This window comes from Bacillus sp. AL-1R (assembly GCF_052180195.1).
GTDB lineage: Bacteria > Bacillota > Bacilli > Bacillales > Bacillaceae_G > Gottfriedia.
On the sequence record NZ_CP197469.1, the window covers coordinates 4351675 to 4368851 of the forward strand.

General features: G+C 41.9%; 11 protein-coding genes, 9 tRNA genes and 4 rRNA genes. All 24 read right to left on the reverse strand.

Going from position 1 to position 17177, the window contains the following annotated elements; all coding sequences use genetic code 11:
- Positions 1-77: 77 nt before the first annotated feature.
- The 24 genes from ACSBO6_RS20810 to hslO all read right to left on the reverse strand — a co-directional run bounded on the left by ACSBO6_RS20810 (position 78) and on the right by hslO (position 17171).
- Positions 78-1627: ribosomal RNA gene (locus ACSBO6_RS20810) — 16S ribosomal RNA — on the reverse strand.
- Positions 1628-1709: 82 nt separating this feature from the next.
- Positions 1710-1785: transfer RNA gene (locus tag ACSBO6_RS20815), tRNA-Ala, on the reverse strand.
- Between the two features lie 9 nt (positions 1786-1794).
- Positions 1795-1871 (reverse strand) — tRNA-Pro (locus ACSBO6_RS20820).
- 5 nt (positions 1872-1876) lie between these two features.
- A tRNA-Arg gene (locus ACSBO6_RS20825) sits at positions 1877-1953 on the reverse strand.
- A gap of 10 nt (positions 1954-1963) precedes the next feature.
- A tRNA-Leu gene (locus ACSBO6_RS20830) sits at positions 1964-2052 on the reverse strand.
- Between the two features lie 8 nt (positions 2053-2060).
- Positions 2061-2135, reverse strand: a tRNA-Gly gene (locus ACSBO6_RS20835).
- A gap of 22 nt (positions 2136-2157) precedes the next feature.
- A tRNA-Leu gene (locus ACSBO6_RS20840) sits at positions 2158-2240 on the reverse strand.
- 21 nt (positions 2241-2261) lie between these two features.
- A tRNA-Lys gene (locus ACSBO6_RS20845) sits at positions 2262-2337 on the reverse strand.
- Positions 2338-2345: 8 nt separating this feature from the next.
- Positions 2346-2418 (reverse strand) — tRNA-Thr (locus tag ACSBO6_RS20850).
- Positions 2419-2421: 3 nt separating this feature from the next.
- A tRNA-Val gene (locus ACSBO6_RS20855) sits at positions 2422-2497 on the reverse strand.
- A 5-nt stretch (positions 2498-2502) separates the two neighbouring features.
- Positions 2503-2618 (reverse strand): 5S ribosomal RNA (gene rrf / locus ACSBO6_RS20860).
- 120 nt (positions 2619-2738) lie between these two features.
- A 23S ribosomal RNA gene (locus ACSBO6_RS20865) occupies positions 2739-5676 on the reverse strand.
- 153 nt (positions 5677-5829) lie between these two features.
- Positions 5830-7379 (reverse strand): 16S ribosomal RNA (locus ACSBO6_RS20870).
- The 16S, 23S and 5S rRNA genes sit together here with 9 tRNA genes alongside, the layout of an rRNA operon.
- A gap of 363 nt (positions 7380-7742) precedes the next feature.
- The gene (lysS, locus tag ACSBO6_RS20875; protein WP_098846241.1) at positions 7743-9224 is read right to left on the reverse strand and encodes a lysine--tRNA ligase; all 1482 of its coding nucleotides are present in this window, start codon (positions 9222-9224) and stop codon (positions 7743-7745) included.
- A 134-nt stretch (positions 9225-9358) separates the two neighbouring features.
- Positions 9359-10357: a tRNA dihydrouridine synthase DusB gene (gene dusB / locus ACSBO6_RS20880; RefSeq protein ID WP_498843949.1), complete on the reverse strand. Its 999-nt coding sequence runs from the start codon at positions 10355-10357 to the stop codon at positions 9359-9361.
- Between the two features lie 30 nt (positions 10358-10387).
- Positions 10388-10588, reverse strand: coding sequence for a helix-turn-helix domain-containing protein (locus ACSBO6_RS20885; RefSeq protein ID WP_098846239.1), 201 nt, complete (start codon positions 10586-10588; stop codon positions 10388-10390).
- Entirely contained in the window at positions 10540-11037 is a 498-nt protein-coding gene (folK, locus tag ACSBO6_RS20890; protein ID WP_498843950.1) for a 2-amino-4-hydroxy-6-hydroxymethyldihydropteridine diphosphokinase, read from the reverse strand. Before folK ends, ACSBO6_RS20885 begins: the two co-directional genes overlap by 49 nt.
- On the reverse strand, positions 11034-11396 hold the full coding sequence (folB, locus tag ACSBO6_RS20895; RefSeq protein WP_098846237.1) for a dihydroneopterin aldolase: 363 nt from the start codon (positions 11394-11396) through the stop codon (positions 11034-11036). Before folB ends, folK begins: the two co-directional genes overlap by 4 nt.
- Entirely contained in the window at positions 11389-12231 is an 843-nt protein-coding gene (gene folP / locus ACSBO6_RS20900; RefSeq protein WP_286138324.1) for a dihydropteroate synthase, read from the reverse strand. Before folP ends, folB begins: the two co-directional genes overlap by 8 nt.
- Positions 12228-13100 carry an aminodeoxychorismate lyase gene (gene pabC, locus ACSBO6_RS20905; protein WP_498843951.1) on the reverse strand — a complete coding sequence of 291 codons (873 nt, stop codon included), beginning with the start codon at positions 13098-13100 and terminating at the stop codon, positions 12228-12230. Before pabC ends, folP begins: the two co-directional genes overlap by 4 nt.
- Positions 13097-13684 (reverse strand): aminodeoxychorismate/anthranilate synthase component II, encoded by a 588-nt coding sequence (gene pabA / locus ACSBO6_RS20910; protein WP_498843952.1) that lies wholly within the window; start codon positions 13682-13684, stop codon positions 13097-13099. The genes pabC and pabA overlap by 4 nt, the downstream gene beginning before the upstream one ends.
- Positions 13681-15099, reverse strand: coding sequence for an anthranilate synthase component I family protein (locus ACSBO6_RS20915; protein ID WP_498843953.1), 1419 nt, complete (start codon positions 15097-15099; stop codon positions 13681-13683). The genes pabA and ACSBO6_RS20915 overlap by 4 nt, the downstream gene beginning before the upstream one ends.
- 121 nt (positions 15100-15220) lie before the next feature.
- Complete coding sequence (gene cysK, locus ACSBO6_RS20920) at positions 15221-16141, reverse strand: cysteine synthase A (protein ID WP_098846234.1); 921 nt, start codon at positions 16139-16141, stop codon at positions 15221-15223.
- A 154-nt stretch (positions 16142-16295) separates the two neighbouring features.
- On the reverse strand, positions 16296-17171 hold the full coding sequence (hslO, locus tag ACSBO6_RS20925; RefSeq protein WP_098846233.1) for an Hsp33 family molecular chaperone HslO: 876 nt from the start codon (positions 17169-17171) through the stop codon (positions 16296-16298).
- Between the last annotated feature and the right edge of the window lie 6 nt (positions 17172-17177).

The following is a 17177-nucleotide window of genomic DNA, read 5'->3' on the forward strand; positions in this document are numbered from 1 at the left end:
GGATAATCCTTCAAAACTAAACAAAACAATGAAGAAACATTTCATACATGAACCATCGGTTCATGATGTCTCCATAGAAAGGAGGTGATCCAGCCGCACCTTCCGATACGGCTACCTTGTTACGACTTCACCCCAATCATCTGTCCCACCTTAGGCGGCTGGCCCCTAAAAGGTTACCCCACCGACTTCGGGTGTTACAAACTCTCGTGGTGTGACGGGCGGTGTGTACAAGGCCCGGGAACGTATTCACCGCGGCATGCTGATCCGCGATTACTAGTGATTCCGGCTTCATGTAGGCGAGTTGCAGCCTACAATCCGAACTGAGAATAGTTTTATGGGATTAGCTCCACCTCGCGGTCTTGCAACCCTTTGTACTATCCATTGTAGCACGTGTGTAGCCCAGGTCATAAGGGGCATGATGATTTGACGTCATCCCCACCTTCCTCCGGTTTGTCACCGGCAGTCACCTTAGAGTGCCCAACTAAATGCTGGCAACTAAGATCAAGGGTTGCGCTCGTTGCGGGACTTAACCCAACATCTCACGACACGAGCTGACGACAACCATGCACCACCTGTCACTCTGTCCCCGAAGGGAAAGCCCTATCTCTAGGGTTGTCAGAGGATGTCAAGACCTGGTAAGGTTCTTCGCGTTGCTTCGAATTAAACCACATGCTCCACCACTTGTGCGGGCCCCCGTCAATTCCTTTGAGTTTCAGTCTTGCGACCGTACTCCCCAGGCGGAGTGCTTAATGCGTTAACTTCAGCACTAAAGGGCGGAAACCCTCTAACACTTAGCACTCATCGTTTACGGCGTGGACTACCAGGGTATCTAATCCTGTTTGCTCCCCACGCTTTCGCGCCTCAGCGTCAGTTACAGACCAGAAAGTCGCCTTCGCCACTGGTGTTCCTCCAAATCTCTACGCATTTCACCGCTACACTTGGAATTCCACTTTCCTCTTCTGCACTCAAGTTTCCCAGTTTCCAATGACCCTCCCCGGTTGAGCCGGGGGCTTTCACATCAGACTTAAGAAACCGCCTGCGCGCGCTTTACGCCCAATAATTCCGGACAACGCTTGCCACCTACGTATTACCGCGGCTGCTGGCACGTAGTTAGCCGTGGCTTTCTGGTTAGGTACCGTCAAGGTGCCAGCTTATTCAACTAGCACTTGTTCTTCCCTAACAACAGAGCTTTACGACCCGAAGGCCTTCATCGCTCACGCGGCGTTGCTCCGTCAGACTTTCGTCCATTGCGGAAGATTCCCTACTGCTGCCTCCCGTAGGAGTCTGGGCCGTGTCTCAGTCCCAGTGTGGCCGATCACCCTCTCAGGTCGGCTACGCATCGTCGCCTTGGTGAGCCGTTACCTCACCAACTAGCTAATGCGCCGCGGGCCCATCTGTAAGTGATAGCCAAGGCCATCTTTCAATCAAGGAACAGGAGTTCCTTGATGTCATCCGGTATTAGCTCCGGTTTCCCGAAGTTATCCCAGTCTTACAGGTAGGTTGCCCACGTGTTACTCACCCGTCCGCCGCTAACTAACGGGAGCAAGCTCCCATTAGTCCGCTCGACTTGCATGTATTAGGCACGCCGCCAGCGTTCGTCCTGAGCCAGGATCAAACTCTCCATAAAAGTTAAGTTTAAATCTTGTATTGCTCAAAAAACTAATAATTGACGTTTACTTCATGTTTTGTTTAGTTTTCAAAGATCATCTTGGTGGAGCCTAGCGGGATCGAACCGCTGACCTCCTGCGTGCAAGGCAGGCGCTCTCCCAGCTGAGCTAAGGCCCCTTATTAAAATGGTCGGGAAGACAGGATTTGAACCTGCGACCCCCTGGTCCCAAACCAGGTGCTCTACCAAGCTGAGCCACTTCCCGTAATATGGCGCGCCCGAAAGGACTCGAACCCATAACCTTTTGATCCGTAGTCAAACGCTCTATCCAATTGAGCTACGGGCGCATATTATAAATGGTGCCGAGGGCCGGACTCGAACCGGCACGGTTGTCACCAACCGCAGGATTTTAAGTCCTGTGTGTCTGCCAATTCCACCACCCCGGCAGTATATATGGAGCGGAAGACGGGGTTCGAACCCGCGACCCCAACCTTGGCAAGGTTGTATTCTACCACTGAACTACTTCCGCATATACTGATTAACAAGATAAATGGTGCGGGTGAAGGGACTCGAACCCCCACACCGAAGTACTAGATCCTAAGTCTAGCGCGTCTGCCAATTCCGCCACACCCGCAATATTTTCTTTTTTAGAAAATGGTGAGCCATGAAGGATTCGAACCTTCGACCCTCTGATTAAAAGTCAGATGCTCTACCTACTGAGCTAATGGCTCATAAAGAGTGCCGACTAGAGGACTTGAACCCCCAACCTACTGATTACAAGTCAGTTGCTCTACCAATTGAGCTAAGTCGGCATATGGTGGAGGATGACGGGCTCGAACCGCCGACCCCCTGCTTGTAAGGCAGGTGCTCTCCCAGCTGAGCTAATCCTCCATCAAACCAAGCGACGTTCTACTCTCACAGGGGGAAACCCCCAACTACCATCGACGCTGAAGAGCTTAACTGCCGTGTTCGGTATGGGAACGGGTGTGACCTCTTCGCTATCATCACTTGATTCTTTTCTTTAGGACATTAATTATTATATCAAATTTCATTTTAAAGTCAATAACTTTTTTGAAGTTTTTTATAATAATTTTTGTACCTTCAAAACTAGATAATGTCATTATCAAACTTGTTAGTTAAGTCCTCGACCGATTAGTATCAGTCAGCTCCACGTGTCACCACGCTTCCACCTCTGACCTATCAACCTGATCGTCTCTCAGGGGTCTTACTAGCTTAACGCTATGGGAAATCTCATCTTGAGGGGGGCTTCATGCTTAGATGCTTTCAGCACTTATCCCTTCCACACATAGCTACCCAGCCATGCTCTTGGCAGAACAACTGGTACACCAGCGGTGTGTCCATCCCGGTCCTCTCGTACTAAGGACAGCTCCTCTCAAATTTCCTGCGCCCACGACGGATAGGGACCGAACTGTCTCACGACGTTCTGAACCCAGCTCGCGTACCGCTTTAATGGGCGAACAGCCCAACCCTTGGGACCGACTACAGCCCCAGGATGCGATGAGCCGACATCGAGGTGCCAAACCTCCCCGTCGATGTGGACTCTTGGGGGAGATAAGCCTGTTATCCCCGGGGTAGCTTTTATCCGTTGAGCGATGGCCCTTCCATGCGGAACCACCGGATCACTAAGCCCGACTTTCGTCCCTGCTCGACTTGTAGGTCTCGCAGTCAAGCTCCCTTATGCCTTTACACTCTTCGAATGATTTCCAACCATTCTGAGGGAACCTTTGGGCGCCTCCGTTACTCTTTAGGAGGCGACCGCCCCAGTCAAACTGCCCACCTGACACTGTCTCCGAGCCGGATCACGGCTCTAGGTTAGAATTTCAATACAGCCAGGGTAGTATCCCACCGACGCCTCCACCGAAGCTAGCGCTCCGGCTTCTCAGGCTCCTACCTATCCTGTACAAGCTGTACCAAAATTCAATATCAAGCTGCAGTAAAGCTCCACGGGGTCTTTCCGTCCTGTCGCGGGTAACCTGCATCTTCACAGGTACTATAATTTCACCGAGTCTATGGTTGAGACAGTGCCCAAATCGTTACGCCTTTCGTGCGGGTCGGAACTTACCCGACAAGGAATTTCGCTACCTTAGGACCGTTATAGTTACGGCCGCCGTTTACTGGGGCTTCAATTCAGAGCTTCTCCCGTAAGGGATAACCCCTCCTCTTAACCTTCCAGCACCGGGCAGGCGTCAGCCCCTATACTTCGCCTTGCGGCTTCGCAGAGACCTGTGTTTTTGCTAAACAGTCGCTTGGGCCTTTTCACTGCGGCTCTCCCGGGCATACACCCAAAAGAGCACCCCTTCTCCCGAAGTTACGGGGTCATTTTGCCGAGTTCCTTAACCATAGTTCTCTCGCTCACCTTAGGATTCTCTCCTCGCCTACCTGTGTCGGTTTGCGGTACAGGCACCTATTTCCTCGCTAGAAGCTTTTCTTGGCAGCGTAGAATCAGGAACTTCGGTACTATATTTCCCTCGCCATCACAACTCAGCCTTATGATGTGCGGATTTGCCTACACATCAGCCTAATTGCTTGGACGCGCATATCCAGCAGCGCGCTTACCCTATCTTTCTGCGTCCCTCCATCGCTCAAACGGAAATGAGGTGGTACAGGAATATCAACCTGTTGTCCATCGCCTACGCCTGTCGGCCTCGGCTTAGGTCCTGACTAACCCTGGGAGGACGAGCCTTCCCCAGGAAACCTTAGGCATACGGTGGACGGGATTCTCACCCGTCTTTCGCTACTCATACCGGCATTCTCACTTCTAAGCGCTCCACCAGTCCTTACGATCTAGCTTCAACGCCCTTAGAACGCTCCCCTACCACTGATACCAAATGGTATCAATCCGCAGCTTCGGTGATACGTTTAGCCCCGTTACATTTTCGGCGCAGAGTCACTCGACCAGTGAGCTATTACGCACTCTTTAAATGGTGGCTGCTTCTAAGCCAACATCCTGGTTGTCTAAGCAACTCCACATCCTTTTCCACTTAACGTATACTTTGGGACCTTAGCTGGCGGTCTGGGCTGTTTCCCTCTTGACCACGGATCTTATCACTCGTAGTCTGACTCCTATGGATAAGTCATTGGCATTCGGAGTTTGACTGAATTCGGTAACCCGTTGGGGGCCCCTAGTCCAATCAGTGCTCTACCTCCAAGACTCTAACACATAAGGCTAGCCCTAAAGCTATTTCGGGGAGAACCAGCTATCTCCGAGTTCGATTGGAATTTCTCCGCTACCCACACCTCATCCCCGCACTTTTCAACGTGCGTGGGTTCGGACCTCCATTCAGTGTTACCTGAACTTCATCCTGGACATGGGTAGATCACTCGGTTTCGGGTCTACGACCACGTACTAAATCGCCCTATTCAGACTCGCTTTCGCTGCGGCTCCGTCTCTTCAACTTAACCTTGCACGGGATCGTAACTCGCCGGTTCATTCTACAAAAGGCACGCCATCACTCGTTAACGAGCTCTGACTATTTGTAAGCACACGGTTTCAGGTTCTCTTTCACTCCCCTTCCGGGGTGCTTTTCACCTTTCCCTCACGGTACTGGTTCACTATCGGTCACTAGGTAGTATTTAGCCTTGGGAGATGGTCCTCCCAGATTCCGACGGAATTTCACGTGTTCCGCCGTACTCAGGATCCACTCAAGAGGGAACGAGGTTTCAACTACAGGGTTTTTACCTTCTTCGACGGACCTTTCCAGGTCGCTTCATTTACCCCGTTCCTTTGTAACTCCGTATAGAGTGTCCTACAACCCCAAGAGGCAAGCCTCTTGGTTTGGGCTATCTTCCTTTTCGCTCGCCGCTACTTGGGAAATCGCTATTGCTTTCTATTCCTCCAGGTACTTAGATGTTTCAGTTCCCTGGGTCTGTCCTCAGTACCCTATGTATTCAGGTAAAGATACTACTCCATTACGAGTAGTGGGTTCCCCCATTCGGAAATCTCCGGATCAAAGCTTACTTACAGCTCCCCGAAGCATATCGGTGTTAGTCCCGTCCTTCATCGACTCCTAGTGCCAAGGCATCCACCGTGCGCCCTTTCTAACTTAACTAATTTTAAAACTAATTGAATTAAACTTACGCAGTTTAATGAATGACATTATCTAGTTTTCAAGGTACAAATGTTGAGAGTGAACTCTCAAAACTAAACAAAACAATGAAGAAACATTTCATACATGAACCGTCGGTTCATGATGTCTCCATAGAAAGGAGGTGATCCAGCCGCACCTTCCGATACGGCTACCTTGTTACGACTTCACCCCAATCATCTGTCCCACCTTAGGCGGCTGGCCCCTAAAAGGTTACCCCACCGACTTCGGGTGTTACAAACTCTCGTGGTGTGACGGGCGGTGTGTACAAGGCCCGGGAACGTATTCACCGCGGCATGCTGATCCGCGATTACTAGTGATTCCGGCTTCATGTAGGCGAATTGCAGCCTACAATCCGAACTGAGAATAGTTTTATGGGATTAGCTCCACCTCGCGGTCTTGCAACCCTTTGTACTATCCATTGTAGCACGTGTGTAGCCCAGGTCATAAGGGGCATGATGATTTGACGTCATCCCCACCTTCCTCCGGTTTGTCACCGGCAGTCACCTTAGAGTGCCCAACTGAATGCTGGCAACTAAGATCAAGGGTTGCGCTCGTTGCGGGACTTAACCCAACATCTCACGACACGAGCTGACGACAACCATGCACCACCTGTCACTCTGTCCCCGAAGGGAAAGCCCTATCTCTAGGGTTGTCAGAGGATGTCAAGACCTGGTAAGGTTCTTCGCGTTGCTTCGAATTAAACCACATGCTCCACCACTTGTGCGGGCCCCCGTCAATTCCTTTGAGTTTCAGTCTTGCGACCGTACTCCCCAGGCGGAGTGCTTAATGCGTTAACTTCAGCACTAAAGGGCGGAAACCCTCTAACACTTAGCACTCATCGTTTACGGCGTGGACTACCAGGGTATCTAATCCTGTTTGCTCCCCACGCTTTCGCGCCTCAGCGTCAGTTACAGACCAGAAAGTCGCCTTCGCCACTGGTGTTCCTCCAAATCTCTACGCATTTCACCGCTACACTTGGAATTCCACTTTCCTCTTCTGCACTCAAGTTTCCCAGTTTCCAATGACCCTCCCCGGTTGAGCCGGGGGCTTTCACATCAGACTTAAGAAACCGCCTGCGCGCGCTTTACGCCCAATAATTCCGGACAACGCTTGCCACCTACGTATTACCGCGGCTGCTGGCACGTAGTTAGCCGTGGCTTTCTGGTTAGGTACCGTCAAGGTGCCAGCTTATTCAACTAGCACTTGTTCTTCCCTAACAACAGAGCTTTACGACCCGAAGGCCTTCATCGCTCACGCGGCGTTGCTCCGTCAGACTTTCGTCCATTGCGGAAGATTCCCTACTGCTGCCTCCCGTAGGAGTCTGGGCCGTGTCTCAGTCCCAGTGTGGCCGATCACCCTCTCAGGTCGGCTACGCATCGTCGCCTTGGTGAGCCGTTACCTCACCAACTAGCTAATGCGCCGCGGGCCCATCTGTAAGTGATAGCCGAGGCCATCTTTCAATTAAAGAACAGGAGTTCCTTAATGTCATCCGGTATTAGCTCCGGTTTCCCGAAGTTATCCCAGTCTTACAGGTAGGTTGCCCACGTGTTACTCACCCGTCCGCCGCTAACTAACGGGAGCAAGCTCCCATTAGTCCGCTCGACTTGCATGTATTAGGCACGCCGCCAGCGTTCGTCCTGAGCCAGGATCAAACTCTCCATAAAAGTTAAGTTTAAATCTTGTATTGCTCAAAAAACTAATAATTGACGTTTACTTCATGTTTTGTTTAGTTTTCAAAGATCACTTTATCGCTCTTTAGGCGACTTAAACATCTTAACATTTTCTTTCGAATGTTGTCAATGTTTTTTTAAAAGTTTTTTTCGTTGTTGTTTCGAATTAACGTGACAACGTTTAATAATATAACACCTATAAAAACAAAATACAATACCTAAATTTAAATTCTTTTTATTCAGATAGTTTATAGCAGATTCCAATAAATAAATGATGTCCTTATTCTTTTAAAAAGATACATCAAATCATAAAAAAACTGGCTAAAAGTATTCCTTTAGCCAGTTAATTATAAAATCTTATTTATGTCTCATTAATGGGAACAGTAGAACGTCACGGATTGAAGGAGAATTAGTTAGCAACATAACTAATCGATCAATACCTATTCCAAGACCACCAGTTGGTGGCATACCATGTTCTAATGCTTCGATGTAATCATCATCCATCATATGTGCTTCATCATTACCAAGCTCACGTTCTTTTAGCTGTGCTTCAAAACGTTCTTTTTGGTCAATTGGATCATTTAACTCTGTAAATGCGTTAGCATGTTCACGCGCCACAATAAATAACTCAAAACGATCAGTAAAACGTGGATCGTCAGCATTCTTTTTCGCTAGCGGTGAAATTTCAACAGGGTGACCATAAATAAATGTAGGTTGAATTAATGTTTCTTCAACTTTTTGTTCAAAGAATTCGTTAATAATATGACCAACAGACATATTCTCGTTAATTTCAACATTATGTTCTTTAGCATATTCTCTTGCTTGCTCAACTGACATCTCTGGCCAGAAATCTACTCCACAAGCTTCTTTAATCGCATCTACCATATGAAGTCGAGTCCATTTTGGCTCTAGGTTCACCGTATACTCACCATAAGGAATAGTTGTAGTACCTAATACTTCTTTAGCAATATGAGCGATTAGATTCTCAGTAAGTTCCATGATATCAGCATAATCAGCATAAGCTTCATATAATTCAATCATCGTAAACTCTGGGTTATGGCGAGTAGAAATACCTTCATTACGGAATACTCGACCAATTTCATAAACTTTTTCAAGTCCACCTACAATTAGTCGTTTTAAGTGTAGCTCAATTGCAATACGCATATATAATTCCATATCAAGCGCGTTATGATGAGTGATAAATGGTCTTGCAGAAGCTCCTCCTGCAATAGCATGTAACATAGGAGTTTCAACTTCTAAATAACCTTGGCTATCTAAATAACGTCTCATAGATTGGATAATTTTACTGCGAGCAATAAATGTTTGTCGACTGTCCATATTCATTAAATCTAAATATCTTTGACGGTAACGTTGCTCAACATCTTGTAAACCATGGAATTTATCAGGAAGTGGCAATAACGCTTTTGAAAGGAATGTATATTCTTTAACTTTAATAGATAATTCCCCTACATTCGTTTTGAATACCACACCAGTAACACCTACAATATCACCTAAATCAGTAATATCAAAGATTTCATATTGTTCTTCGCCTACAGCATCTTTACGTACATAAATTTGAACTTGTCCATTTAAATCTTGAACATGTGCAAATCCAGCTTTACCTTTACCACGTTTAGTCATTACTCGACCTGCAAATGAAACAACAATTGCTTTTTCTTCTAATTCTTCCTTAGAAAACTGGTCAAATTGTGCTAATAGATCACTTGAAGAATGTGTGCGCACAAACTTCTTACCGAATGGATCGATACCTTTTCCTTCAAGTGTTTTTAATTTCTCCCTACGTATAAGGGCTTGATCATTTAATTCTTCGTGACTCATTTTCTCAACTCCACGTCATTATTCAATAAATATTTAAATACAATATGATTTTAATAGAAAAACTGCCAGTAATTCGATCTGGCAGTTTTGTTTACTATAACTTATTATATTTTGTCAAGTTAAACCTGTCAAACTTACAAAGCTTGAGCAGCTTTCATTTTTACTTCCACTTCATTAACGTATGTTGTTAATACTTCGACCATTTGAGCACGAGTACTAACTTCATTAATTTGATTACGGACTAATGCAGTACCTTTCAAGCCTTTTAAATACCATGCAGCATGTTTTCTCATTTCCATTACAGCTACATGTTCATTTTTCAAATTAATTAATCGATCTAAATGCAATAAACATACATCAATTTTTTCACGCGGTTCTGGTTCTGGCATTAACACTCCAGATTCCAAATATTTAACTGTACGATAAATCATCCATGGATTCCCTAATGCAGCTCGGCCAATCATTACGCCATCACAGCCTGTTTCGTCTAACATACGCTTGGCATCTTGAGGAGTCTCTACATCGCCATTACCGATTACCGGAATCGAAACCTGATTTTTAACTTCTTTAATCCAACTCCAATCAGATTTCCCTTCATACATTTGATATCGCGTTCTTCCGTGGATTGCAACTGCTTTTCCACCTGCTGCTTCAACTGCTTTTGCATTATCTACTACATAAATATGATCATCATCCCATCCAAGACGCATTTTAACGGTAACTGGTTTTCTTACATTCTGTGCTACAGCATATACCATTTCATGAATTTTATTAGGGTCTAAAAGCCATTTAGCTCCTGCGTCTACTTTTGTAATCTTAGGAACAGGACATCCCATATTAATATCAATAATATCTGCATTCGTATTTTCGTCAACGTACTTAGCAGCTTCAACTAATGTTGATTTTTCACCACCAAAAATTTGTAAGCTTAATGGCTTTTCACGTTCATCCATATAAAGCATATTTAATGTCCTTTTATTATTGAGGAGAATAGCTTTATCACTTATCATTTCTGCGCATACTAAGCCTGCACCAAATTCTTTTACAATTAAGCGGAAAGCAGAGTTACAAACTCCGGCCATCGGTGCTAATACGACGGGATTCTTCATCTCGATGTCACCAATTTTCAGCACATCCCATCCTCCTTCTAATACAATTTAAATCTATATTGATAATTCCTCGACACTCACCTTTAATTGTTTTGCACATTCATGCAAAAACTGTTCTGTTGGCATACGATTTCCTCGCTCAACTTCACCTAACACTGAAACAGAAACTCCAAGGTTTTTTGCAAAGCCTTCTTGGGTATAACCTTTTAATTTTCTAAAAGCCCTAATCCGTCTACCCCACTTTTCAGCTTCCATAATCGAACTCCTTTATCCTCTAAAAATTTAGTTTCAACCTTAATTGTTTGGTTAATTTCTTTTAAGGGGATTAATACAAAGCTTCTTTCAAACATTCTTGGGTGTGGTATTCTTAGGTGCTCAACTTCTATATCTTCGTGATTATAGAGTAAAATGTCAAGGTCTATTGTTCTTGGACCCCAACGCAACTCCCTTTTTCTACCAAGAAAATGTTCAATTCCTTGTGTAACATCAAGTAATTGGTGTGGTGTCAAATTGGTAGAAATTTTAATAACAAGATTTAGAAATGGATCTTGGTCAACGTATCCTACTGGGTCTGTTTCATAGATAGAAGATATTTGTTCTACTTGAATATCGGGATAATTCGCTAATTCCCTAATTGCCTTTGTAAGAAAACCTTCTCGATCGCCTATATTCGTTCCTAAACTTAGAAATGCTTCATTTTTCATATGCGACCTCTTGTTATTTCAACTGCTACAAAATCATAATGTCCTGGTATTGGTGGATCTGGTTTTACGACTTTTACAGTACATTGTTGAATTAAATTGTATGTAGTTAATATTTGTTTGGCAATTTCTTCAGCTACTGATTCAACTAAATCATAAGACTGACCTTGAACTACTTCTTGGCAGGTTTTAAATAAGTCTGCGTAACTTACTGAATACGCCAAATCATCCGTTTCTCCTGCTTTTTTTGTGTCTAATTCGACAATTAAATCAACATTAAATCGTTGCCCTAATGTTTTCTCCTCTTTAAATACACCATGGTATCCATAAAATCTCATACCTGTTACATAAATTTTATCCATTTTTTACTCCTATCTTTAACATCGCATCCATCATTTTAGTCATACGAGAAATCGCTAATACATCGTGTACTCGCACGATTTCACAGCCTTTCGTAATACCTAAACAGACTGTAGCCCCTGTACCTTCCATTCGTTCATGTACTTCAGTTCCAAGAACCTCCCCAATGAACCTTTTTCGAGAAGTACCAAGTAACACTGGGTAATCCAATGCTTTGATTTGCTCCATTTGGTTTAAAACTTCTAAATTCTGCTCAGCTGATTTCGCAAAACCAACACCTGGATCTAATATAATCATTTCGTCCTTAACGCCTGCACGTTTTGCAATCTGAATACTTTCTACTAAATCACAGACGAGATCGCTCATTAAACTATAATAATTTTCATCTGTTCGATTGTGCATTAAGCAAATAGGTACATTGTACGCTGCAGCCACCTCAGCAATTTTGGGATCTTTCTTTGCTCCCCACACATCATTAATGATTGTGGCTCCTGCTTCAACTGCTTGCTTTGCTACTTCAGATTTATATGTATCAATTGAAATTGGGACATCAATTTCTTTAGCTAGCGCTGTAATAATTGGAACTACTCTTCTTAACTCTTCTTCTACATCAACTGTGGCAGCACCTGGTCTTGTCGATTCCCCACCAACATCGATAATTTTTGCTCCATCAGCAATTAACTTCTTTGCATGTTGAATTGCTAATTCAATTTCGTTGTATCGACCACCATCAGAAAATGAGTCCGGAGTTACGTTTAATATCCCCATCACAATTGTTTCATTTTGAATTGGTAATGAGTAATTTCCACAAATCAAAGGTTTCGTTGCTCTTCTCACACTTGTTCACTTCTTTCCATTTCATTCATGCTTAATAAGGTTTTTCGGTAAAGCCTATAATCCTTTTGCAATTCCTTTATTACACTATTTTCACTAACATTAAAGATGCGCTCACCAATTGTAGTAATTGGAATAATCTCTTGAATTGAGTTTGAAATAAATATTTCATCTGCATTTAGCAGCTGTTGCTCCGTGTAGAAGCCCTCTTCAACCGTAATTCCTTTTAATTTAGCCCAATGAATTACAAACTGTCGGGTGATCCCATTTAAGATTCCTGTATCAACATGTGGTGTATATAATCGGTCTTGTTTAATAAAGAAGAGATTTGAAACGATACCTTCTGAAAGAAACCCATCTTTGTTTAAAAAGATTCCTTCTATTCTTGGTGAGTTACCAATCTCTTTTTTCCCGATTATATTATTTAAATAATGATGAGACTTTAATCGCTCTTTTCCTTCAGGAGAGTTTCGAGGGGTATTTAGTATTACCCCTTCTTTCTCTAAAATATTACTTTCATGCATAGGTTTAATAAAAATGATTGTATTTGGATTCGAATATACACCAGTGTATAAGCCTATTTCACCGTCACCCGCTGAAACATTCAAACGGATATACGCATCTTGTAAGTCATTTAATTCAATTAACTGATTTAAAATCGTTTGTATTTCCTCATATAGCAAATTCCACTCGATATTTAGGTTTAATAACGATTTTCTTAAACGCTTTAAATGATCAAATAATAAAAATGGATGCCCATTGTAAATCCGAAAAGTTTCAAATACTCCTAAACCATATAAAAAGCCATGATCAAACGGAGAAATTTTCACTTCATGATCATTCAAGAATTCTCCATTAAAATATAGTTTCATACTGTACTCCTAGCCGGTTTGTAAACTTGTAAAAAGTTTCTAAGCATTTCTTTACCGAATTGAGACATAATCGATTCCGGATGAAATTGTACTCCTTCAATCGGCAATGTCTTATGTTTTAAAGCCATGATTTCTCCTTCATTCGTCCAAGCTGTTATTTCAAGCTCCTCAGGGAATGTTTCTTTTTTAACGATTAAAGAGTGATAACGTGTCACGTCAATCGGCGAAGGTAAGTCATTAAACAATCCTAATCCTTCATGCGTTATTGCCGATGTTTTTCCGTGCATTAAGCGTTCTGCACGAACTACGTCACCTCCAAATACTTGAGCGATTGATTGGTGTCCTAAGCATACGCCCAAAATTGGAATTTTCCCGGCAAAGTGTTCAATTGCTTTTAAACTAATTCCAGCTTCATTTGGTGTACAAGGTCCTGGTGAAATCATCAAATAAGATGGGGCTAATGCTTCGATTTCTTCTAAAGTTATTTCATCATTTCGTTTAACAATTAACTCTTCACCTAATTCGCCTAAATATTGAACTAGATTATAGGTAAATGAATCATAGTTATCAATCATTAATATCATTTTACATTCCCACCCAACTTTGCTTTTTCTTCACTTACTTTCTTAGCTGTCCATAAAGCTTGAGCTTTCTTCAGGCTTTCTAAATACTCATGTTTTGGATTAGAATCAATAACAATACCAGCACCAGCTTGTACAAATGCTTGCTGGTCTTTTGTAATCATTGTTCGAATCGTTATGTTTAACTCCATATCTCCAGTAAAGCTAATCCATCCTACAGAACCTGTATAAATGCCACGCTTGGTTGGCTCTAGTTCTTCAATAATTTCCATCGTGCGGATTTTTGGTGCTCCTGTTATTGTTCCCCCGGGAAATACTGCCTTTAATAAATCAAATGAATCTTTATTCTTTTGTAACTCACCTCTTACATTAGAAACAAGGTGCATTACATGCGAATACTTTTCGATTACTAATAGTTCGTCTACTTCAACAGTGCCATATTCGCATACTCTTCCTAAATCATTGCGCTCTAAATCAACTAACATAATGTGCTCAGCTTGTTCTTTTTCATTTGAACATAGTTCTTCCATCAGTTGTTGTTCTTCTTCAACTGTTTTACCGCGAGATCTTGTACCAGCTATTGGTCTTGTCCAAACTTCTTGATCACGTTTTGCTACTAATAGCTCCGGTGAGCAACTAACAATTTGAAACTCGTCAAAATCTAAATAGGACATATAAGGTGAAGGATTTATTTCTCTAAGCTGTTCATATATATACAGTGGATCTGTTACCAGCGTCTCAGATTGTAGTACAGATAAATTCACCTGGAATACATCCCCTGCACTAATATATTCTTTAACATTTCCTACAGCATCCGTAAATTTTTGTTCAGACATGTAAATCGTTTTTTCAATCTCTTCGGTAGAAGTTCTTCTAGATAAATCGATTTGTTCTATTTCACTAATGAAGAATTCTTCTAAAGAGTTTAGTTGTTCTTGTGCCTTAACAGCATTATTCACTTCATCGACAACGATAAAATATAATTGATTTTCTTCATGGTCATAAATAACAACTTCATGGAAAATTAATAAATAAACATCTGGAATATTGTAGACATCCTCAGCCATTGATGGTAAGTCTTCAATATAATGGTTACAGTCATATGTGAAATAACCAATTGCTCCACCTTGAAATGGTGGAAGGTCATTTCTTTTTTTTGCAGTGTATTTAGAAAGATATTCTTTTGCTAAATCAATTGGATTTCCTTCATACTCCACTTTCCCCGAGCTAACTTCGACCGTTAATTTATTACCTTTCCCATATAACTTCGCAACAGGATTAGATGCCATAATTGAATACCTACCGTCACGACCACTTTCAAGAAGTACAGCATTCTTTTTCTCTTTTGCCGTTTCTACAAAGTATTTAAAAAAAGGTGTAGTATAATTGATAACTTTTGAAAAGATTTCATAATTCACGTGAATATCCCCCTCTGATAGCACTTCTTTTTTCATTTTACACAAAAAGTAAGAAGTATACATCAAAGCATTTTATGGAAATACAAAAAACCCCTTTGCAGATTGCAAAGGGATTTTAAAATTACTCAAATTGGTATAATGCTGTACTTAAATAACGTTCTCCATTACTTGGAATAATCGCAAGTACTTTTTTACCTTTTCCAAGTTTTTTTGCAACTTGTAATGCAGCACTAATTGCAGCTCCAGAAGAAATACCAACAAGTATACCTTCTTCTTTTGCTACTTTTCTAGCTGTTTCCATTGCATCATCATTTTTGATTTGAACGATTTCATCATAAATATCCGTGTTTAATGTTTCAGGTATAAAACCTGCTCCAATACCTTGAATTTTATGCGGACCTGGTTTACCACCTGATAAAACAGGAGAGTCTTCAGGTTCAACTGCAACAATACTAATTCCAGGGTAAGCTTCTTTTAAAACAGCTCCCGCACCAGAGATTGTTCCTCCTGTACCAACTCCTGAAATAAATGCATCAAGTTGGTCTCCCATTTGTTCAACAATTTCAGGACCAGTTGTTAAACGGTGGACTTCAGGATTTGCAAGATTATTAAACTGTTGTGGAACGAAATAACCATTTTCCTTTGCTAATTCATCTGCTTTACGAATTGCTCCTCCCATTCCTTCAGGGCCTGGAGTTAGAACTAATTCTGCGCCATAGGCACGTAATAAGTTTCGTCTCTCAATACTCATTGTTTCTGGCATTACCAGAATCGATTTATAGCCTTTAGCCGCTGCTACCATCGCTAATCCAATACCAGTATTTCCACTAGTTGGTTCAATAATTGTATCACCTGGTTTTATTAAACCTTTTTTCTCTGAATCCTCAATCATCGCAAGAGCAATACGATCTTTGACACTGCTACCAGGATTCATAAATTCTAGTTTTAAGTATACTTCCGCGCTGTCCTCATCTACTAATCTGTTAAGTTTTACAATTGGAGTTCTTCCGATTAATTCATAAACTGAATTTGCAACTTTCATTCCATCCACTCCTAATCCCTAGTATATTGACCTGTTTAATATACATTATGTAAAAAACAAAAGAATCTGTCAATTACTTTCTCTTATACATAACTTGTATGAAATTCATAATAAATTATGAAAAGAAAGCTCGACAAATTCCTTCAACTTTCACCTACAATTTGTTAATTAGTTCTTTTAATTGTTCTTCTGAATAATGATAAGGTTGATTACAGAAATGACATGTTACTTCTGCTTCTCCATCCTCTTCTAATATTAATTGTAATTCTTGTTTACCAATACTTAAAAGAGCACCCTCAATTCTCTCTCTTGAGCATTGACATTGGAACTTTACATCCATCGTTTCTAAAACTTTCACTTCTTCTTTTCCTAACACTTCATATAAAATTTCTTCTGGAGTTAGGCCTTCCTCAATCAGTTTAGAAACTGGTTTAATCGTTTTTAAACGATTTTCAATTTGAGTGATACATTCTTCACTTGCACCAGGTAAAATTTGAATAATAAATCCACCACTTGCTAAGATTGAATGATCCGGGTTTACTAATACACCAACACCTACAGATGAAGGAGTTTGCTCAGATACAGCAAAATAGTAAGTAAAGTCTTCTCCAAGTTCACCTGAAACAATAGGTACTGAACCTGTGAAAGGTTCTCTCATACCAATATCTTTAACGACTGAGATTGTACCTACAGTACCAACAGCTCTAGCTACATCAATTTTTCCATGCTTATTAAGTTCAGTTTGTACATGCGGATTTTGTACATATCCTCGCACTTCACCTTTGGCATTACTATCGACTAAAATATGACCAATTGGGCCATTACCTTCAACTTTTAAAGTTAATTTTTCATCGCCTTTTAACATAGCACCCATCATCGTAGCAGCAGTTAGTGTACGGCCTAATGCAGCAGAAGCATTTGACCAAGTATCATGACGTTCTTGTGCTTCTTTTACAATATTTGTTGATCTAACGCTGTATGCACGGACTTCACCGTTAAAAGCTAATGCTTTTACTAAATAATCTTTCATATTGTA

Bases quoted from the DNA above. Each gene is read 5' to 3' on its own strand.
- lysS (WP_098846241.1), bottom strand. From the start codon at position 9,224: ATGAGTCACGAAGAATTAAATGATCAAGCCCTTATACGTAGGGAGAAA.
- ACSBO6_RS20885 (WP_098846239.1), bottom strand. From the start codon at position 10,588: ATGGAAGCTGAAAAGTGGGGTAGACGGATTAGGGCTTTTAGAAAATTA.
- folK (WP_498843950.1), bottom strand. From the start codon at position 11,037: ATGAAAAATGAAGCATTTCTAAGTTTAGGAACGAATATAGGCGATCGA.
- folB (WP_098846237.1), bottom strand. From the start codon at position 11,396: ATGGATAAAATTTATGTAACAGGTATGAGATTTTATGGATACCATGGT.
- pabC (WP_498843951.1), bottom strand. From the start codon at position 13,100: ATGAAACTATATTTTAATGGAGAATTCTTGAATGATCATGAAGTGAAA.
- pabA (WP_498843952.1), bottom strand. From the start codon at position 13,684: ATGATATTAATGATTGATAACTATGATTCATTTACCTATAATCTAGTT.
- cysK (WP_098846234.1), bottom strand. From the start codon at position 16,141: ATGAAAGTTGCAAATTCAGTTTATGAATTAATCGGAAGAACTCCAATT.
- hslO (WP_098846233.1), bottom strand. From the start codon at position 17,171: ATGAAAGATTATTTAGTAAAAGCATTAGCTTTTAACGGTGAAGTCCGT.